The organism is Marinobacter azerbaijanicus, assembly GCF_030250645.1.
Lineage (GTDB): Bacteria > Pseudomonadota > Gammaproteobacteria > Pseudomonadales > Oleiphilaceae > Marinobacter > Marinobacter azerbaijanicus.
In genome coordinates this window covers 407,521-427,345 of sequence record NZ_JASSVS010000003.1, presented here as the reverse complement: position 1 = coordinate 427,345, position 19,825 = coordinate 407,521, and the positions used below count along the sequence as shown (strand labels likewise).

The window sequence follows — 19,825 nt, the reverse complement described above, 5'->3', positions numbered from 1 at the left end:
TCAAAGCCAAAAAAATGGCGACCCCGGGGTCGCCATTCTGAAGCTGCTTCAGTTACGGGGGCTTAGTGACCCAGGTAGCTGCGATACATCCAGACTGTTTTTTCCTGCTGGGAGATGTAGTCACTCATCAGCGCCACAGTACCCTCGTCGTCGGCAGCGCCGGCCAGGTGCAGCAACTCGCGCTGTTTGCCAATCAGCTTGGCAAAACTTTCGACGATGTTTTCTACTGCATCTTTACCATCGGCGACGTCCTTGCGCTCAGGCACTTCCGACTTCTCGATGTAAGTGCTGTAAGCGTGCGCCGGCCTGTGGCCCAGAGTCAGCACCCGCTCTGCAATTTCATCGATTTTCAGCAGCAGATCGTCGTAGAGCTCCTCGAATTTCGCGTGCAACTCGAAGAAGTTGTCACCCTTTATGTTCCAGTGATAGCCGCGAACGTTCATGTAGAAAATCTGATAGTTGGATAGCAGATCGTTCAGTGAATCCGCGAGTTTCTGGGTCTTCTCAGTATCCAGACCGATAAAGTTCTTGCTCATAACGTGTCTCCTTGACAGTTATCTGAATGTTCTGACATTAATCATAGCCAGATATTACTAATAGATAAAATTTAGTGATTAAATGTTTACGATAGCTTTTATATAAGGTCAGGCTTTTCTTTCAGATAGCCTGATCCTATTAGATTCCTTCACACAATTTATTTAAAAATAATTCTCACTTGCTATTAAATGGAACGATAGTCATCAAATACGCGGAGCTGGCCATGAGTACCCTGAAGGTGTTTATCCACGACCATGGTTCGAAGGGTGACAACTCGTTGCTGAAAACCGTCACTTTTGCCATCACACACTTTACTGTGGCGTTTACAGTGGCTTATCTGCTCACCGACGACATTCTGATAGGTAGCCTGATTGCCATGGTTGAACCGGCGATCAACACCGTTGCCTATTTCTTCCACGAGAAGATATGGGCCCGCAAGCAGCAGATTACAAGGGATGCTTCCGACCGTTCCGTGGCCAGAAGCTTCTGAAGACGAGCCGCTTATCAACTAGCCGCCCGGGCCACAATCGAGACAATGATCGATCGGTTGCGGCCCGATATCCAGCTTGCGGTTGAGGTCGCGCAGCGCGGTACGCAACCCTTCTTCGATCACGGGGTGGTAAAACGGCATATCCAGCATTTCACTTACGGTCATGCGTTTCTGTGCCGCCCAGGCCAGAAGGTGTCCAAGGTGCTCAGCGGCAGGCCCGAACATCTCCGCCCCGAGAAACAGACCGCTGCCCCGTTCGCCGTAGACGTGCAGCAATCCTTTGTTGGCTCCGATGACGCGGCTACGTCCCTGGCCTTCAAACGACACTTCGCCAATGGCATAACATCCCCGGCACCGTTCATCGACTTCCTTGACGGTCATACCTACGATGGCAATTTGCGGGTCGGTAAAAACAATTCCCAGAGGCACCCTCCGCAGTCCAGCCCGCACCTCCGGATAAAGTGCAGCATTGTTGCCCGCGATACGCCCCTCGTCGGCCGCCTCGTGGAGCAAAGGAACCTCGTTATTGGCATCGCCAGCGATAAAAATGTGGCTGTCACCGCACTGGAGTGTGTAGGGGTCAAACAGGGGAGAGCCACGGTCATCCTGGGCAATATCGGCATTCTGGATGTCCAGCCCATCCACATTCGGACGCCGGCCCGTAGCCGCCAGCAGATAGTCGAAGGTTTCCGTCATTTCACCGCGATCAGGATCAGTAAACCGGATACTGACACCCTCAGCCGTTCTTTCCACGGATTGCACACTGGAATCCGCATCCAGGGGAAATTCCTCGTTAAAACACTTTAACGCATATTTGCGAATGGCCTCCTCCTGCAGCGGCCCAACACCACCACTGACACCGAACATCCGAACCCGCACTCCAAGCCGGCTAAGCGCCTGCCCCAGTTCCAGGCCAATGATGCCGGGCCCGAACACCGCCACTGACTGAGGAAGGTCATCCCAGTCAAACAGGTCATCGTTTACCACCAGCCTGTCTTTGGCGTCCTTGAGGAAACCGGGAACGTTCGCACGGGATCCGGTTGCGATAACAACCCTTGAGGCTTCCACCTCCAGACTGTTGCCCACCATGATACGGTGCGGTGACAGGAACCGCGCGTGCCCCCGCAGGCGATGCTGTTCAGGAAAGCCTTCCACCGCGTCCACAACAAAGCCCACAAATCGGTCCCGCTCTCTCCGGACCCTATCCATGACCGCTTTGCCATCGATCCGGACATCGCCGGGATAAATACCGAACAGGGAAGCCCTGGTCACCTGGTGAGCGCTGTCTGCAGCGGCGATTAACAGTTTGCTGGGCATACAGCCAACCCTCGCACAGGTCGTCCCATAGGGACCGCCCTCAATCATCACCACGTTGTCCGTGTGTTTGCGGGCGGCACGATAGGCTCCCATGCCGGCCGTGCCCGCTCCGATAATTGCGATATCTACCTTTCGTTTATCCACTTTCACAACTCCTGGCGCGCCTTTGATTGTCACTGTCTTGCCTGAGTATAGGAGTGAATTCCAGTCACGGGTCAATTCCAGCTCTGGCAAATAATTGCATCCTGCACAGGACTTTTCAGGCAACGGCTTTTAGACTGACGCCTGTCCGAAATCTGACAGGAACCCGATACCCATGCATGACTACTGGCCAGAGTTCATCACCGTCGCCATTGTCCACTTCCTCGCCGTCGCCAGCCCCGGCCCGGACTTTGCCGTAATGCTCCGTCAGGCGCTGTGCCAAAGCCGCCGCAATGCCCTGCTGACAGCCTTCGGCATTGGTACCGGCATTCTGATTCATGTGGGATATTCCCTGCTTGGCATTGGCCTGATCATCCAGCAATCCCTGGTGCTGTTCAGCATTCTGAAAGTGGTGGGCGCCCTGTACCTCACCTGGATCGCAATCCAGTGTTTACGCTCGAAAGCCGGGAGCGTTCATGTGGAAACCGCTAATGTGGAACAACAATCCGGCCTGGCAGCGTATCGCCTCGGTTTTCTCACCAATGCCCTGAATCCGAAGGCAACCCTGTTTTTCGTTTCGCTGTTCTCTGTGATCATCAGTCCCGGTACACCGATTGCCATCCAGTCCGCCTACGGCATCTACATGGCGGTAGCAACGGGACTGTGGTTCATGGCGGTAGCGGTGTTCTTCACGCTGCCGCAGATCCGCAAGGGTTTTAACCGCTTCGGATACTGGCTGGACCGGCTGATGGGAGGTGTATTGCTTGTGCTTGCAGGGCAGTTGCTGTTTTCAACGGTTTCCGGAGAGGGAAGCATTCAGGTTAATCAGGTTAAAGAGTGACCTGAAATGCCCAGGGCAAACCGACCAGGTCCCGGGCGCCGGTCTGTAGGCTTCTTCCAGAACCGTGGAGCGCCAGGGATGGCGCGACCGAGCCCTACATGGACGTATTTACGGGCGTGTTCTGGAAGAAGCCTACAGACCGGTGCATGCACCAGTGCCTGATTCACAGGCTACGCAACAACTCTTCTGTTTGCTCCCAACTGATACAAGGATCGGTCAGGGAGCATCCGTAGAGCAAATCGTCACTGTCATTCTGGCGGCCTTCTTCGAGAAAACTTTCCAGCATCAAACCGACGATCTGTGAATTACCCGCGCGTTTCTGAGCCATTACTTCCCTCGCAATATCAATCTGTCGCTCAGCTCGTTTCTGGGCATTGTCATGGCTGCAATCGATCATTACTGAAGCAGAAACACCGGCACTGGACAGGGCATCCATGGCCTCGCGGACACTCTCATTGTCATAGTTCGTGATACCACGTCCACCCCGCAAAACCAGATGCGTATCAGAATTGCCCTCGGTAGTGATCATCGCCGGAGCGCCATTACTCCCTACCCCGAAACGGTGATGAGGGTGTGCCGCGGACTTCATGGCATTAATAGCCACGCCAATGCTGCCATCGGTACCGTTTTTGAACCCGGTTGGCATCAGCAAGCCACTGACCAGTTCCCGATGCACCTGGGATTCGGTAGTGCGGGCGCCAATGGCGGTCCAGCTTACCAGGTCACCCAGGTAGTCCATGGCGAAGGGGCTCAGGGCTTCGGTGGCCAGGGGCAGGCCCATGTCTGACAGGTTCAGCAGCAACCGGCGGGAACGCAGCAGGCCTTCGTTGAGGTCGCCGGTGCCGGTGCGCTCCGGGTCGTAAAGCAGGCCTTTCCAGCCAACGGTGGTACGGGGTTTTTCCAGGTAGGCGCGCATGATGATCAGGAAACGGTCACTGACTTCGTCCGCCAGCGTCTTTAGTTTTTCACCATACTCCAGCGCGGCCACTTCGTCGTGTATGGAGCAGGGGCCGACAACCACCAGCATTCTCGAGTCCTTGCCGCTCAGGACCCGGCGGATAGCTTCCCGGTGGCGGTGTATCTGCGCCTGCACCTGGGCGGATACCGGCAGGCTGGCCCGAAGTTCCGCCGGCGTTGGCAGCGGGATCTCCCTGGTGGCCGGCTCTGCCTTTAACGGCTCGCTTACGTCATTCGGTGTCTCGATGTTCAGCGACATGTTCATGGTCAATGTTCCCGTTTCCCTGTGTCAGAATCTAAAAAGCCCCGGCTGGGCTACCAGTCGGGGCTTTTTGAGTCCGGTGGCAGCCTGGGTTTCTGCCGGGCTGCCTTCCTCGTTATTCGGTCGATGAAGATCCTATGGGCGGCCCGGGCTCTGGCTAAAATAAAAGCCATAACCAAACCACCAGAAAAACACAGCAGCGACAGCCGCCATCGGTTTCTCACCGAAAGCTTGCAGAACATTCAATTGACAGGTCGTGTGTGTGGTCTTCATGCTTTCCAATATATCTCTCCGGTTTCCGGCTTTGCAACCCGTAAATCCGGTTTTTCCAGATTTTGCGATTACACACCTGAACGGGGTCATCCATGCAAGCGGCAATTGTCCGACCGGTCACTCTCTCCTTATCGCTGATACTATTGCTGTTTTCAGGCTTCATTGCGGCAGCGCCCGAAGCCCGCACCTACCAGATGAGTCAACGATCCGCAGACAGCGTTGCCCAACAGATCCGGGAACTGTACCCCGAGGGACAGGTGTCCATTACCGCCCGCGGGCAGCAAATGGTCGTGCGCGGCGAACCCGATGTACTGGACGAGATCGGCATGCTGGTGGAAACCATGGACGTGGCTCCCGCGCAGATGCGCATTACCGTCCGGTCCCGCCACAATATCGATGCGAAGAGCGGTGGCGGTGGCATTTCCGTCAGCAACAATCAGGTCAGTGTAAAGGCGGAGCGCAAGGTCACCACCACGCGCCGCAACCAGGAGCGTACACTGGTGGTGCAGGACGGGCAGTCCGCCCACATTACTGCCGGACAGGTCCGCACCGTTCCCGTGGCCATTCGTGGTGGCCGCAACCCGGCAGCGTTTCTGGACCAGATCGAAACCCGCAGCGGTTTTCTGGTCAGCCCACAGGTTATCTCAGATGAAGCCATTGAACTGAACATCGTCTCCTTCGAGGAAGATCCGGAGGGTGACCTGCCCGGTTACGAAACCGAAGCCGTGATGACGATCCGCCGGGTGGAACCCGGTCAGTGGGTTGAGCTTGGCAGCACCCGTCAGCGGCGGGCCGGAGAGCAATCGGGCATTACCTATCAGACCGGCGGCAGCAGTCGTGAGAATCAGGCGTTCGAAGTGAGGGTTGAAGTACTCTGATTGCGGTCAGGCCCGGCTTTTAAGCAGGACACTCTTGGCCTCATTGATCTTGGCGGCCAGGTAATCATTGCCGCCCCGGTCGGGGTGGAGCTTCTGTATCAACCGCCTATGGGCCTGGATGATGACTTCTTCAGCGCAGTCCGGTTCAACACCCAGAATCTCGCACGCTTCCTTTACCGACATGTTGCCAGAACTGTCTGCTGGCTGATGGCGGCTCTCCCCGCTCCCGCTATCGTGTGCCTCATGGTTCAGGGGCTGCCCGAACACACGACGGACCATGGGGGCAAACCTGAGTAACGCCGGCACCTTCCTCAGCAGGGGCAGCAGGGCGGCGACCGCTGCAGTCAGCACGTGAACCCGGCCGGTCAGCACCATGAACAGCAGCAGGGCAGCACCTGTTACCAGCAGAATCTTCCAGGTCGCGGCTTTTTTCTTTTCAGGCGTTAAGGCGCCCCACTGCTTGAGGATAATAAAAACGGCAGCTGCCAGGGCAATACCAAGAATCCACTGCATTCGCCAATCCTTATTGATGCCGGGGTCGTAAAGATGTCATTTGTGTGTGGTTAACTCTCAATAGGCCGAATTTCAGGACACCACCTCTCAAGCCCTGTATCCGGGCGGGGGAGCGCAGTAATTGTACGCACTTTTACTGACAAATAAGTGACAGGGCCCCTTCGGCTTGTATAGGATGCTATTCTTTATCATTTGTTGACGATATCACGCCAACACAGTCCCCGGCGCGCCGGGCACCTCCGCCCCTCAAACGGGGACCAGGAGCCTGCAAAGCTAACACGATCACCTGTAACGGACATACGACCCAGGACCTGAACTATGCGCACTGCCTCTCGCTTCCTGATTGTAATCATTTTTCTCGGCGTCGTGCTTGGCGGCATCTTTGGTTACAAATTCTATCAGTTTGGTCAGATGGAAAAGCAGTTTTCCCAGCCACAGCCGCCGGCGATAATTTCGGCCACCGTGGCACGCACCGAAATGTGGACGCCCGCGATCAAGGCTGTTGGCAGTATTGAGGCCATCAACGGCATTGAAGTGGCCAATGAAGTCCCTGGCGTTGTCGAACGTATCAACTTCGAATCCGGTGACACCGTCAAGCAGGGAGACGTGCTGATTCGCCTCGACGCCGCCATTGACGAAGCCGCATTGCGCACGCGTCGTGCCGAGGCACAACTGGCTGAGCAGGAGTTCAAGCGCGTTTCTGACCTACTTCCCAAACGGGCGGTTTCCCAGTCCCAGTATGATGAAGCCAAGGCAAACTTCGATGCCGCCAGGGCAAGGGTTAACGAATCTGAAGCCCAACTGAGCAAGAAGGTTATCCGTGCGCCATTTGACGGCAAACTGGGTCTGCGCCTGATTGACCAGGGGGAGTACATCGGTACCGGCACCCCCATTGTCGAAATCAACATGCTCAATCCGATCTACGTGGACTACACCCTCTCCGAAAAAGACCTGGCGAGGGTTGACCGGGGCTTTGAGGTGGTGGCAACGGTGGCCGCAGTTCCTGAACGTACCTTCAAAGGTAAGGTGAGCGCCATCAACACCTCGGTAAATCCTGAAACCCGCACAGTGCGCATTCGCGCAACGCTGGACAACGAGGACAACCTGCTTCGCCCCGGCATGTTTGCAACAATTGCTACCCGCCAACCGGAAGATCGCGAGGTTATTACCGTGCCCCGCACCGCCATTTCCTACAATACATACGGCGATTTTGTCTTCGTTGTGGAAGAAAATGACGATGGCGACCTGATTGTGAACCGCCGCACGGTGCAGACCGGCGATACCCAGGATGGGCGTGTCGCCATATCCGATGGCCTCGAAGAAGGTGAGCAGGTTGTATCCAAAGGCCTGCTGAGATTGCGCGCGGAACAGAAAGTCGAAATCCAGGAAGATAGCGACAAGCCGGCGGAGGCGTCCGAGTAATGCGTTTTACCGACATATTCGTTCAGCGCCCCGTCCTTGCCACGGTGGTCAGCCTGCTCATCCTGTTGCTGGGTGCGCGGGCAGCCATGGAAATGGAAATACGCCAGTATCCGGAGCTGGAAAGCACCACGGTAACCATCACCACGGCTTACCCGGGTGCGAGTTCCGACCTCGTAAAAGGGTTCATTACGACCCCCCTGCAACAGGCCATCGCTGAAGCCAGTGGTATTGACTACCTGACCTCCACCAGTTCCCAGGGCCGGTCCACCATTGAAGCGAAGATGGTGCTGAACTATGACGCCAACGCCGCTCTGGCCGAAATTCAGGCCAAGGTTGCCAGCCAGCGCAACGTGCTTCCGGCCGAGGCACAGGACCCGGTAATCACTTCTACCACCGGTGACTCTACGGCGCTGATGTACATTGCCTTTTACAGTGATGAGCTGAAGGTTCCCCAGATCACCGACTACCTCACGCGGGTTGTTCAGCCCAAACTTCAGGCACTTTCCGGCGTCGGCAAGGCCGACCTGCTGGGCCGCAAGTTTGCCCTGCGGGTGTGGCTTGACCCGGAGCGGCTGTCAGCAGTGGACATGACGCCCCGAGAAGTTGTCGACGTGCTGCTGCGGAACAACTATCAGGCCGCCGTGGGTAATACGGAAGGCAAGTACACAAAAATCAGCATGACCAGTGATACCGATGTAGGTGACCCGGAGCAGTTCAAGGATCTGGTGGTGAAGGAATCCGATGGCTCCCTGATCCGCCTGAGCGACATCGCCCGGGTCGAGCTGGGCTCCGAAACCTACGACCAGCTGGCGCTTTACAAGGGGCAACCGGCGACTTACGTGGCCATCGAGCTTTCTCCCGGCGCCAATCCGCTCACCGTTGCCGAGAGAGTAAAGGACGAACTGCCAGGCATTGAAAGCCAGTTACCTTCGGGTCTCAATGTGCGTCTGGCCTATGACGCCTCTGACTTTATCGACAACTCCATCAACGAGGTGATCAAAACCCTGCTGGAAGCAATGGGAATTGTTCTGGTGGTGGTTTTCCTCTGCCTCGGGTCCGTCCGGGCTGCTGTGGTGCCCTCTGTTGCGGTTCCCCTGTCTCTGATCGGCGGCGCATTCGTCATGTTGATGATGGGGTTCTCTCTCAACCTGCTGACCTTGCTTTCCATGGTTCTCGCCATAGGCCTGGTGGTGGACGACGCCATCATCATGGTGGAGAACGTTCACCGCCATATTGAGGAGGGTGAATCCCGTTTCAACGCTGCTATCAACGGGGCACGGGAAATGGCCACACCGATCATCGCCATGACCACCACACTGGTCGCAGTCTATGCGCCAATCGGGTTCATGGGCGGCCTGGTGGGCTCCCTGTTCACTGAGTTCGCATTCACTCTGGCGGGTACGGTTGTTATTTCCGGCATCGTGGCGCTGACGCTGTCCCCGATGCTGTCCGGCAAGATCCTCAAGCCCCATGGCAATCCGGGCCGGTTCGAACAACTGGTTGAACGCAGTTTCAATGGGCTTGCCAACGGCTACAAAAGCGCACTCAGCTCACTGATGGATACGAAATCGGTGGTTATTTTCTTCGCCATCGTGGTGCTGGGCTCCATTTATTTCATGGTGTCGATGAGCCAGAACGAGCTGGCACCCACTGAAGATCAGGGCATCCTTTTTTACCAGGGAACCGCCGCCCAGACATCCACCCTGGATTACCTCCAGGAACACGGCGACGAAGTGCAACAGCGGATGTCGACAGTGCCGGGTTACAACGAAGACTTCATGATCCTTGGCATCACCGCGCCCAACGCCGTATTCGGCGGCTTCAAGATGGAGCCCTGGGGCGACCGCGATATCAGCCAGTTCGAAGCCCAGCCACTGCTCGATAAAGAACTGAAAAACGTGACCGGTCTGCAGACTGCTGTATTCCCGCGCCCATCACTGCCGGGCTCCGGCGGCGGCCTGCCGTTCCAGTTCGTTATCACCACCGGTGAGAGTTACGAACGCCTCAACGACATTGCCAACGAACTCCAGGGCAAGGCAATGCAGAGCGGCAACTTCATGTTCCTGCAGAAATCCATCGATTTCGATCGCCCTGTCACCCAGGTCAAGGTCGACCGCGACCGGGTCGCAGACCTCGGCCTATCCATGCAGGACGTTGGCCAGACCATGTCCAGCATGCTCGGCGGTGGATACATCAACCGATTCAGCATGGAGGGGCGTTCCTACCAAGTCATTCCCCAGGTGGACCAGGAATTCCGCACGGATGAACAGGCGCTGAACGACTACTACATTCGTGCAGACAGCGGCCAACTGGTACCGCTATCCAGTGTTATCAGCTTCGAGAAGACGGTAGAACCCTCCCAGAGGACCCAGTTCAACCAGCTGAACTCGCTGACACTGCAGGGTGTGATAATGCCGGGCGTGACCGTGGGCGACGCCATGGCCTTTATGGAAAACGCCGCCGACGAGAGCTTCCCCCAGGGTTTCTCTTATGACTACACCGGCGAATCACGACAATTTGCCAACCAGGGCAGCGCACTGGTGGTGACCTTCTTCCTGTCACTGCTGGTAATCTATCTGGTACTGGCGGCACAGTTCGAAAGCTGGCGCGATCCGTTCATCATCCTGGTGTCCGTCCCCATGTCGGTAGCCGGTGCCATGGCCTTTATCGTGCTCGACTTCGCCACCATGAACATCTATACCCAGGTAGGCCTGATCACCCTGATCGGGGTGGTGTCGAAGAATGGCATCCTGATTGTGGAGTTTGCCAATCAGCTTCAGGTGGACAGAGGGCTGAACAAGCGCGATGCCGTCATTGAGGCTGCAGCCATCCGCCTGCGGCCGATCATCATGACATCCCTGGCGCTGATTTTTGCCATGGTACCCTTGCTGATCGCCGTAGGCCCCGGCGCCGAAAGCCGGTTTGCCATCGGCCTGACCATCAGCACCGGCCTTGGCATCGGTACGCTGTTCACCATCTTCGTGCTGCCGGCGTTCTATATCCTGCTGGGCCGTGACCATCACGGCTCCGTGGCGGATGAATACGGCAATGGTGACTCTGGAACTGCAGCCACGGTCCCGTCAAAGTGACCCTCGGCACCCTCTTCTGGCTGTTTGTGGCCGGCTTCGCCGCCTGGTACTGGTGGCGGGCAAAGGCCATCAAGGACTCTGTGCTTCAGGCAGCCAGAAATTACTGCAAAAAAATGGATGTAATGCTGCTGGACGACGCCGTCTACCTCCGCGGCCTCTGGTTCAAACGGGATGAAAGCGGCCGCATTCGCGTATGGCGCCGGTTTCTTTTCGACTTCACGTCAACCGGCGACGAACGCTACGTCGGTCGCATCATCATGCTGGGCCAGCGCATCGTCCATATGGAGCTGGAACCCCACCGTTTCGGGCCGGACCTGTAACCGGCTCACGCCCCTCCCCCGCATTCCGCGACACACTGCCTCCCCCAAATGGGCGATTCTTACTCGCCCTGTAATCGCAAATAATCCCCAGCGCATTGGCGACAAAGGCTGCCATACCCGGCAGCCCACTCACAAAAACAACAGGAGTCAACCATGCGCAAACTCATCACCCTTGCAGTGATCATCAGCTGTGCGGTGCTTGCAGCACCCACGCTTACCCATGCCAGCTACACCCAGACAAAGCATCCCATTGTTCTGGTTCATGGCGTCACCGGTTTCAACACGGTCGGTGGCCTGATCAACTACTTCCACAACATCCCCTGGAACCTGGAACGCAGCGGTGCCAGGGTGTATTCGGCCAGCGTTTCGTTCGTGAACAGCAGTGAACAGCGGGGGCAGCAACTCGCCAACTATATCAATGGTCTTGGCCACTCCCGGGTCAACATCATGGCACACAGTCAGGGCGCGCCCACCTCCCGGGTAACTGCCTCACTGATCCCCCACAGGATTGCCTCAATCACCTCCATAAACGGCGTCAACAAAGGATCGAAGGTCGCCGATGTCGCTCGCGGCATTATCCCGCCGGGTAGCTACGTTGAAGGCGGCGCCGACGCCATTGCCAACGCCCTGGGTGACCTGGTCAATGCCTTGTCGGGGTCAGACAACCCCCAGGACGGGGTGGCCGCACTGGAGACCCTGACTACCCGCGGAACCACCCAATTGAACGATGCTCTGGGCTGGAAAGGAGTCAACCGCTGGTCCTGTGCCGGCACTAACGAAGACGTCTGGATCAACGGCAACAAAATCAAGTTTTTCTCCTGGACCGGCACCTCGGTGTGGACCAACTGGACAGACATCACTGACCCCTTCCTGGGCGTTACCTCACTGGCCTTTGGCAATGAAGCCAATGATGGACTGGTCGGCAAATGCTCCACCAAAATGGGCAATGTAATCGGCACTCATTACGACATGAACCACGTCGATGCCATTAATCATCTGTTCGGTGCCCGCTCCTGGTGGACCAACCCGGTCTCTCTCTATCGCAGCCATGCCAACCGACTGAAGAATCGAGGGCTATAAGCGGTCAGCGTTTCTCCTTGAGCTGAACCGTAACCGGACCGGCCACGCCGGCTCCGGTGACACTCGCATTAGCCACGGCTGGATAACAGACATGTCCCGAAAACTACCATTGAACAAACACACCCTTCTCCCCCTCGTAGCAGTCATAGTCGTCGTTGCACTCAGCACCTGGCTACTGACGGACGAACCTCTGGCAAAAGCAGAACTCGCAGATAAAGTGGCCCCGGAGACACCGGTTTCCCAATCTTCGGAGTCCGACACGTTGGGGAACACAGCCGTAGTTACCGATGAGGCCAGGCCCATCTCCTATCGCACCCCGAAGCATCTCGGCGAGGAGCCGTTCGCCAGTTCTCTGGCCGGCACACAGATTGACGGTAGTCTGCAGGCAGACAGCAGCGGCAACTTGGTCGTGAATCTGGAAACCAGGGACTTCTTCGATTATTTCCTGAACACCGTCGGCGAGGTCTCCCCCGAAAGGGCCCTCGCGGAAATCGAAACGCTGGCCCGGGAGAACCTTCCCCCCCAGGCCGCCAAACAGGCCCTCGCCCTGCTCGATCAGTACCTGAACTACAAGGAAAGCGCACTGGCCCTGGGAAGCCAGAACCTGGACCCGAGCCGGCAACACGACCCCCGGTATCAGCTGGAAATGCTCAAAGGCGCGCTGGCAGATCTCAAACAACTGAGACGGAACTCCTTCGACGCCAGCACCCACGAAGCCTTCTTCGGGCTGGAAGAGGCCTATGGTGAATACACCCTGGCCACTCTCGACCTTCAGCAACGGACCGATCTGTCCGAGAGCGCCAAAACAACACTGCAGGAGTGGCATCGGCAGCAGCTTCCGGAAGTCATACGCCGCACGGAATCGCGGATGATGGCAGAGGGTGAGCATTACCGGGAACGACAGGAAGTGCTCGCCAGCGCCCAATCCCCAGAAGCGGCAGGCAGGCAGCTCCAGGCCCTGGGTCTGGAGCCGGAGCGAACGGCCGAAGTAGTGAACTACCTGGAAGAACGGCAGCAGTTCGACCAGCGCTTTGAGCAGTATCGCCAGGAGCGTGCCAGCCTGGAGGAGTCGGGCATCGCCGCAGAGGACCTGGTAACCATGGAAAAGCGTCTGCTGGAGCAGCATTTCGACGATGAACAGTCACGAACCTGGGCGAGACTGCGAACCCTGGACGACCAATCGCCATAATGTGCTCTATTGCCATTCCTGACTGTCCGGCGACGTTAAACTGAGGGCAACCACAACAATACCGCCGGACTGCCACCAATGAACATTGAACAGCTACGGGAGCAACGTTCCTCCGGATTCCGGAGATTACGGTTTGAGCCCGAGCTGGAACACCACTACCGGGAGATCCGGAATCAGGGCATTCGTGAACGCGCACGTCCTGTTTCCGCAGCGGCTCTGCTGCTATTCCTGGTTTATGCGGTTCTTGATGCATTGATGCTGCCACCTTCCATTGCCCGGGAAACCATGTCGGTCAGATTGTTGATCACCTGCCCGGTCATCGCGGCTGTATGGTGGCTTTCCTGGCGAAACATCAGCGCCAACACGTTTGTCCGGCTCTATGGCATTGCCTACCTGATTGGCGGCCTTAGCGTGGTTGTTATCATCGGTATCGCGCGGGTAGCAGACCATCCACTGCCTTACGAAGGCATCCTGCTGATGCTGATGTTTGGCTATTTCGTGATGGGCATTCCATTCCGAACCGTCTCAATCCTGTCCATCATTGTGATTGCATCCTATCTGGCGGTTGAAGCCGCAACCGGCATGAGCACCACCCAGGCTTCTGGTCAATGGTTTCTTTATTGTCACTGCGAATATTATCGGTATGGTGGGCTCCTGGCTCAGCGAGCATCGACAGCGTGCACACTTTCTTGACCGCCAGATGCTCGAAGTATCAAGACGCCAGGCTGAACAGGAGAGCCAGCGCAAGACTCGCTTGATCACCGTTGCCAGCCATGATCTCCGCCAGCCGCTCAACATCATCAGCCTGATACTGGAAAACCTGACCTCAAACGGTCTGCCGGAGCAGCAGGCTGGTCTGGTATCGCGCCTCAAAATTTCGGTCACCCATTTCAACAACCTGTTGGCATCCGTGCTTGATATCTCTCGCCTCCAGGAGGGCATGATTACTCCGGAGGCGCGCAAGCTATCTGCCCTGGAAGTCATGCAGCAAATCGCCGAAACCTGCACGGATCAGGCTCAACGACAGGGTGTTGAGCTGGCTATCGAGACCACTCAGCAACCTGCGGGTGTCATGGCCGACCCACAGTTGCTGCACCGGGTGCTGCAGAATCTTGTGGTCAACGCCCTGGACCATAGCAACGCCACCAGAATCACTCTCGGTTCGTCTCTTTCCGGCCAGCAACTGGTCTTTGAAGTAACGGACAATGGCAAGGGCATTGACCAATCAATGCTCGCCCGGATCTTTGATCCGTTCTATCGCAACGGCAGGCGCGATGACCCCGGCCTCGGTCTTGGGCTGGCCATCGTTCGCGAACTGACCGGGCTGATGTCCGGGCATTGCGAAGTAACGTCACAACCGGGACAGGGCGCCTGCTTTCGCGTCAGCCTACCTGCCGCCAGCGCACCACCAATGCCCGTCCCCCACCAGGCCAGGGGAAATGATCACAAACCCCACAATCACTACCTCGTCGTGGTTGAGGACCACCACGAAGCAAGGCATTGGGTATGCCAGACGCTAACCTCATGGGGGTACCGTGTCATGGGGTTTGCAACAGCCGAGCAGGCCGTTGCACAGTGGCCGGATCAACCGGATACAATTCTTGTCAGCGATATCCATTTACCGGGCATGTCCGGACACTGCCTGCTCGACACCCTGCTCGCAAGGTCATCCCTCACCGGGGCCATCCTGATCACTGCCAATACAGCCCATATCCAGGGCTACGATTCGGCCCAGCGGTTATGGCTCCTGCACAAGCCACTTGTACCCATGCGCCTGCGCGCGGCCATCCTGCACCTGACTCATTCCACGGACTGAAAAATCCGTAATCATCAGATCAGGCCCAGCGCTCTTGCCTGGGCAACACACTCCGTCCGGTTGTGGGCATCAAGATGGGCAAAAATAGCTTTCAGGTGAGTCTTCACCGTATGCTCTGTCAGGCTCAGCGCCTGACAGATTCGCTTGTTGGGCAGACCTTCTGCCAGCAACACCAACACTTCCAACTGGCGAGGCGTCAACGTCTCCGGAGTATGCGCAGGCATCTGCAACGAAGGGTAGAAGAGGTCCCCGCCGCTTACCCGGCGTATCATCCGGACCAGTGAGCGGCGGTCAGCGGATTTGGGTAGAAATCCAACGGCCCCTGCCGATTTCGCAGCTCGTACCGAGGTTTCGTCTTCACGACTGGAGATCACCACCACCGGCACAGGAACGCCGACGCCTTCCAGCTCTGAAAAGAGTGAGAGTCCAGCCTCCCCCTGCAGCGTCAGATCCAACAGCACAAGAGAGGTTTCGGGGTGGCACCGGAGATCCTCAACCGCATCGGTCACGGAGGTGACGCAAACAACCTCATTAACCAGCTGTTCCTGCTCAAGAATGGCCGTAAGCCCGAACAGGAAAAACGGGTGATCATCTACAATGAGAACCCGGGACAGCGGGACACTGTTACCGGGGGAGGATGCGACGCAGGCAACTTTCTCAGCCATTCGGGTATCCATTGATATCTCCGCACAATTAGTGTTTTTGTTACTGCGGCCCGAACTACTATACGAATAAATCCGACAACCGACCGTTTGCTGCTTAACAGTTTTTGACAGTCTTATCGGAATATTCCGTAACCGGCGACTATACTGCACCTCACTGACCCCATGCACCGTTGCGGATTCAATCGCTGATGCTGTTTCGTCTGGCTGTCCTGCTGTTAACACCGCTGCTACCAGCGCTGACCTTTGCTGACAAGAACGTATTGAGAGTTGTCACATCTGAGTACCCGCCCTATGAATACCTGGAGGACGGCGAAGTCAAGGGCACAGACACGAATACCATTCGACAGGTACTCTCGGCCATGGGCTACCTTCCCAGGGTACGGATACTGCCGTGGGCCCGGGCCGAGGCAAATACCCGCACTGGCGTCTCCGACATGATCTATTCCCTGACCTACTCCCGGGATAGGGCTCGTTACTACCACTTCACAGCCCCCATCAGTCAGGCCCGGGACGTTTTTTTCAAACTCCGGGGCCGTGACATCAAGTGGCAGAAACTTGACGACCTGAAGGGCCTGCGGATCGGGCTGTCCGCCGCCTACAGCTACGCCCCCAGCTTCATGAGATGGCTGGCCGAGGGCAATGCGCAACCGACCAGGATAAGTCAGGAGTCTCCAGAACTGACAGGGCTCAGGATGATCGCCTTCGGGCGAATTGACCTCTTTATCTGTGAGGTATCGGTTTGCAGCCATCTGATCGAAGAACATTTTTCCGATTATCCGGAATTGTCCAAAGTTACCGCTGTACCTGGTACGGTGGGATCCATCCGCGATTTTCGTGCCGCATTTTCCCGCCAGCATCCACGGGGTGAGGCACTTCGGGACGAATTCAACCGGGTGCTGGAAGACATGAGATCGATCGAGTCTGACTAAAGTCCCATCACCCCTGCGGCAATCACGTATCAGACAAAATGCACAGACTCCCTGAGGTTTTCTATACTGCGGGCTATTCCCCAACCAACAGAACGGAATCATGGACATCCAGACAGACCATCGCTACGCCATCAATCTGAATGTGCGGGGCATACAGCCCTCGGCCACCCTGCGCATCAACGAACTCAGTAACCAGCTTCGTGCCGAGGGGCGCGATATCGTCAAGCTGGGGTTGGGCCAGTCGCCATTTCCGGTACCGGAACGGGTAGTTGAAGCACTTCGGGAACATGCCCAGGAAAAAGATTACCTGCCGGTAAAGGGCCTGAAGGCCCTGCGCGAGGCAATCGCGGGTTACATTAACCGCCGTGAGCGGATGGGATGCAAATGGGAGGACGTGCTGATCGGCCCCGGTTCCAAGGAACTGCTGTTCATGCTGCAGCTTGCCTACTACGGCGACCTGCTGATTCCACGCCCGAGCTGGGTATCCTACGCCCCCCAGGCCCGCATCATCGGCCGCTCGGTGCATTGGTTGCCCACCCATGCCGAAAACAACTGGCAGTTGACTGCGGAAGAGCTGGACATCATCTGCCGCGACGATCCGTCGCGCCCTCGCATACTGATCATGAACTATCCGTCCAATCCCACTGGCTGCACCTATACCGATGATCAGCTCCTGGCCATTGCCAATGTTGCCCGCAAGTACAAGCTGATCCTGCTGTCGGATGAGATCTATGGCGAAGTGCACTTTGAGGGGAAACACAAGTCGATTGCCCGCTACTACCCTGAGGGCACCATAATCAGTACCGGACTGAGTAAATGGGCGGGCGCCGGAGGCTGGCGCCTGGGCACCTTTATCTTCCCGCCGGAGCTGCGACCGCTGCAGGACGCCATGGCCATTATCGCCAGCGAGACCTACACCGCCACCAGCGCACCGATCCAGCACGCCGCCATTGCCGCGTTTACCGGTGGCGAAGACCTTGACGAGTACCTCAAGCAGTCTCGCAGGGTGCTGAAAGTGGTGGGCGAGTATCTGCACCGCCGCCTGACAGCCATGGGCGCCGTGGTACAGAAGCCCGAAGGCGCCTTTTACCTGTTCCCGGATTTCTCCAACTTCCGCGATGCCCTGGCAAAGCGCGACATCAAGACCAGCCAGGCACTGTGCCAGTCGTTACTGGAAGATACCGGCGTGGCCATTCTACCAGCCAGTGATTTTGGCTTCGTCCCGGACCATCTGGCTGCACGGCTGGCGTTTGTCGACTTTGACGGCGCTGAGGCCCTGAGACTGGCCGGAGATGATTACGCCGACCAGGATCTGGATGACGACTTCGTCAAACAGGCCTGCCCGCGACTGGTGAAGGCCATGGACAAGATGGAACAGTGGCTCACCGGCCTGTAACCGGATCGTGTTAGACTGGCGCCCTCATTCAATGATCGGAGGGTGCCAACTTGTCTGAACCGGAAGCCATCGCCACCATTGTGGAGTTTGCTGAAGCTCTGGCTCTGAAGGCCGGCGAGCTGATCAAACGGGAACGTGACGAAAACACCCTGCGTACGGATTACAAGCAACAGACAGAACTGGTCACCCACGCCGATGTTATGGCGGACGAGATGATCACCGGCGCCATTCGTGAACGTTTCCCGGACCACCGCATCCTCTCCGAAGAGACCATGCCTGATCTGAGCCAGGCTGAACATCTGGATACCCCGTTGTGGATTATCGATCCCATCGATGGCACCGTGAACTACGCTTACGGCCATCCTCAGGTGGCGGTGTCCATTGCCTATGCAGAGAAAGGACGTGTTCAGGCCGGTGTCGTGCATGCACCGTTTGCCGGGGAAACCTTCCGCGCGACCATGGGCGAAGGCGCGACCCTCAATGGCACTGCCATTGAACACAGCGGCGCCACAGTGCCCCGGGATTCCCTGTTCGCCACCGGTTTCCCCTACACCAAGGACAGCCTGGAGCCACTACTCCGCCGCCTCGACGCCATGATCCACCAGTGCCGGGACCTGCGCCGCATTGGTTCAGCCGCACTGGACATCTGCTGGGTGGCCTGTGGTCGCCTGGACATCTACTACGAAAACGTCAGCCCCTGGGACTTTGCAGCGGCACGGCTGATTGCTCTGGAGGCAGGCGCGAAGGCGGGACATTTCAGTGAGGTTCCGGATGGTTACCCCGCGGACCTGTGGGGCAAGGATATCCTGATCTCGGCTCCCGCAATCTGGGAACCTGTTCGGGAAATTCTGAGGAAAGCATCCGGCTACGAGTGATTAAAACGCAGGTCGGATTAGCGAAGCGTAATCCGACAATTTTGCGCCATCGTTCGGATTGGTTTGTCGGATTACGGCTTCGCCTAATCCGACCTACGGGTCTACTACGAATCAGCAAGTTGTAGGTCGGATTAGCCGAAGGCGTAATCCGACAACCAAATCCCGAGTCAATCCCAGACTGCTTCTGCGACCAGCCCCCAGGCCTCTTCAAAATCACTGGAAGGCAAACGGGAAAACGAAGACCGGATAAAGCGCTGCACCCTGCCCTCGATAAACACCAGCACAAAATCCGCGCCCCGGGCCGAACTGGTCCGTGGCCGCAGGCCCTGGCGTATTTCACCCTCTTTCAGCGCCTGACGCACCTGGGTTTCCAGTCGCTCGAAAAACTGCGAGGCGCGCTTACGCAAGGCGTCGTTCTCTCCCATCAGCGCATCGCCGGTCAGAACCGTGCAAAGTCCCGGATTACGCTCGGCAAACACCAGTACCAGATGCACCAGTTGCTGCAACCGGACGCGCACATCCTCCTGCTCCTGGAGGATCACCTGACAACGGGAAAACACAGCCTCCTCGGCAAACTCGATGAGAGCCTCAAACATCTTTCGCTTGCTGGGAAAATGCCGGTATAGGGCCGCCTCCGTCACCCCCACGGATTTCGCCAGGCCGGCGGTGGTGATACGGGCTCCCGGATCTTTCTCCAAGAGTTCAACTAGGGCATGGAGAATCGCCTCACGGCGACTGGTTTTTTGTTCTGTCATAACAGGACTGCAGCGCTCTGGTTAACTCAGAATTATGGATACAGGCGGGCACGTCCATTCGGGACCGTAAAAAACAGGGA

General features: G+C 57.1%; 19 protein-coding genes. 13 read left to right on the top strand and 6 right to left on the bottom strand.

Annotated elements, in window-relative coordinates; all coding sequences use genetic code 11:
* Window positions 1–62: 62 nt before the first annotated feature.
* Window positions 63–536 (bottom strand): Dps family protein, encoded by a 474-nt coding sequence (locus tag QPM17_RS08385; protein WP_285390201.1) that lies wholly within the window; start codon window positions 534–536, stop codon window positions 63–65.
* Window positions 537–760: 224 nt separating this feature from the next.
* On the opposite strand from QPM17_RS08385, the gene QPM17_RS08380 reads away from it, so the two are divergent.
* Window positions 761–1,027, top strand: coding sequence for a DUF2061 domain-containing protein (locus QPM17_RS08380; RefSeq protein WP_285390200.1), 267 nt, complete (start codon window positions 761–763; stop codon window positions 1,025–1,027).
* Between the two features lie 18 nt (window positions 1,028–1,045).
* On the opposite strand, the gene QPM17_RS08375 is transcribed toward QPM17_RS08380, so the two are convergent.
* Window positions 1,046–2,488 carry a dihydrolipoyl dehydrogenase gene (locus QPM17_RS08375; protein WP_285390199.1) on the bottom strand — a complete coding sequence of 481 codons (1,443 nt, stop codon included), beginning with the start codon at window positions 2,486–2,488 and terminating at the stop codon, window positions 1,046–1,048.
* Window positions 2,489–2,660: 172 nt separating this feature from the next.
* On the opposite strand from QPM17_RS08375, the gene QPM17_RS08370 reads away from it, so the two are divergent.
* Window positions 2,661–3,326 carry a LysE family translocator gene (locus QPM17_RS08370; RefSeq protein WP_285390198.1) on the top strand — a complete coding sequence of 222 codons (666 nt, stop codon included), beginning with the start codon at window positions 2,661–2,663 and terminating at the stop codon, window positions 3,324–3,326.
* 163 nt (window positions 3,327–3,489) lie between these two features.
* Here QPM17_RS08370 and QPM17_RS08365 read toward each other — a convergent pair whose 3' ends face one another.
* On the bottom strand, window positions 3,490–4,548 hold the full coding sequence (locus tag QPM17_RS08365) for a 3-deoxy-7-phosphoheptulonate synthase (RefSeq protein WP_285390197.1): 1,059 nt from the start codon (window positions 4,546–4,548) through the stop codon (window positions 3,490–3,492).
* Between the two features lie 362 nt (window positions 4,549–4,910).
* On the opposite strand from QPM17_RS08365, the gene QPM17_RS08360 reads away from it, so the two are divergent.
* On the top strand, window positions 4,911–5,696 hold the full coding sequence (locus tag QPM17_RS08360) for a secretin N-terminal domain-containing protein (RefSeq protein ID WP_285390196.1): 786 nt from the start codon (window positions 4,911–4,913) through the stop codon (window positions 5,694–5,696).
* Between the two features lie 6 nt (window positions 5,697–5,702).
* Here QPM17_RS08360 and QPM17_RS08355 read toward each other — a convergent pair whose 3' ends face one another.
* Complete coding sequence (locus QPM17_RS08355; protein WP_285390195.1) at window positions 5,703–6,209, bottom strand: DnaJ domain-containing protein; 507 nt, start codon at window positions 6,207–6,209, stop codon at window positions 5,703–5,705.
* A gap of 318 nt (window positions 6,210–6,527) precedes the next feature.
* Here QPM17_RS08355 and QPM17_RS08350 point away from each other — a divergent pair, with 318 nt between their 5' ends.
* The 7 genes from QPM17_RS08350 to QPM17_RS08320 all read left to right on the top strand — a co-directional run bounded on the left by QPM17_RS08350 (window position 6,528) and on the right by QPM17_RS08320 (window position 15,125).
* The gene (locus tag QPM17_RS08350; RefSeq protein ID WP_285390194.1) at window positions 6,528–7,631 is read left to right on the top strand and encodes an efflux RND transporter periplasmic adaptor subunit; all 1,104 of its coding nucleotides are present in this window, start codon (window positions 6,528–6,530) and stop codon (window positions 7,629–7,631) included.
* Entirely contained in the window at window positions 7,631–10,720 is a 3,090-nt protein-coding gene (locus QPM17_RS08345; protein WP_285390193.1) for an efflux RND transporter permease subunit, read from the top strand. The genes QPM17_RS08350 and QPM17_RS08345 overlap by 1 nt, the downstream gene beginning before the upstream one ends.
* Complete coding sequence (locus tag QPM17_RS08340; protein WP_285390192.1) at window positions 10,717–11,040, top strand: DUF3301 domain-containing protein; 324 nt, start codon at window positions 10,717–10,719, stop codon at window positions 11,038–11,040. The genes QPM17_RS08345 and QPM17_RS08340 overlap by 4 nt, the downstream gene beginning before the upstream one ends.
* 153 nt (window positions 11,041–11,193) lie before the next feature.
* Window positions 11,194–12,120 carry an esterase/lipase family protein gene (locus QPM17_RS08335; protein WP_285390191.1) on the top strand — a complete coding sequence of 309 codons (927 nt, stop codon included), beginning with the start codon at window positions 11,194–11,196 and terminating at the stop codon, window positions 12,118–12,120.
* Between the two features lie 91 nt (window positions 12,121–12,211).
* A complete protein-coding gene (locus QPM17_RS08330) occupies window positions 12,212–13,309 on the top strand; it encodes a lipase secretion chaperone (RefSeq protein WP_285390190.1) in 1,098 nt (365 codons plus the stop codon).
* 78 nt (window positions 13,310–13,387) lie between these two features.
* Window positions 13,388–14,002 carry a hypothetical protein gene (locus tag QPM17_RS08325; protein ID WP_285390189.1) on the top strand — a complete coding sequence of 205 codons (615 nt, stop codon included), beginning with the start codon at window positions 13,388–13,390 and terminating at the stop codon, window positions 14,000–14,002.
* Window positions 14,003–14,009: 7 nt separating this feature from the next.
* On the top strand, window positions 14,010–15,125 hold the full coding sequence (locus QPM17_RS08320) for a hybrid sensor histidine kinase/response regulator (RefSeq protein ID WP_285390188.1): 1,116 nt from the start codon (window positions 14,010–14,012) through the stop codon (window positions 15,123–15,125).
* 14 nt (window positions 15,126–15,139) lie between these two features.
* Here QPM17_RS08320 and QPM17_RS08315 read toward each other — a convergent pair whose 3' ends face one another.
* A complete protein-coding gene (locus QPM17_RS08315) occupies window positions 15,140–15,790 on the bottom strand; it encodes a response regulator transcription factor (protein WP_285390187.1) in 651 nt (216 codons plus the stop codon).
* Window positions 15,791–15,978: 188 nt separating this feature from the next.
* On the opposite strand from QPM17_RS08315, the gene QPM17_RS08310 reads away from it, so the two are divergent.
* The 3 genes from QPM17_RS08310 to QPM17_RS08300 all read left to right on the top strand — a co-directional run bounded on the left by QPM17_RS08310 (window position 15,979) and on the right by QPM17_RS08300 (window position 18,990).
* Window positions 15,979–16,719, top strand: coding sequence for a substrate-binding periplasmic protein (locus QPM17_RS08310; protein WP_285390186.1), 741 nt, complete (start codon window positions 15,979–15,981; stop codon window positions 16,717–16,719).
* Window positions 16,720–16,819: 100 nt separating this feature from the next.
* Entirely contained in the window at window positions 16,820–18,115 is a 1,296-nt protein-coding gene (locus QPM17_RS08305) for a pyridoxal phosphate-dependent aminotransferase (protein WP_285390185.1), read from the top strand.
* A gap of 50 nt (window positions 18,116–18,165) precedes the next feature.
* On the top strand, window positions 18,166–18,990 hold the full coding sequence (locus tag QPM17_RS08300) for an inositol monophosphatase family protein (protein ID WP_285390184.1): 825 nt from the start codon (window positions 18,166–18,168) through the stop codon (window positions 18,988–18,990).
* A 167-nt stretch (window positions 18,991–19,157) separates the two neighbouring features.
* Here QPM17_RS08300 and slmA read toward each other — a convergent pair whose 3' ends face one another.
* Window positions 19,158–19,745: a nucleoid occlusion factor SlmA gene (slmA, locus tag QPM17_RS08295; protein ID WP_285390183.1), complete on the bottom strand. Its 588-nt coding sequence runs from the start codon at window positions 19,743–19,745 to the stop codon at window positions 19,158–19,160.
* Between the last annotated feature and the right edge of the window lie 80 nt (window positions 19,746–19,825).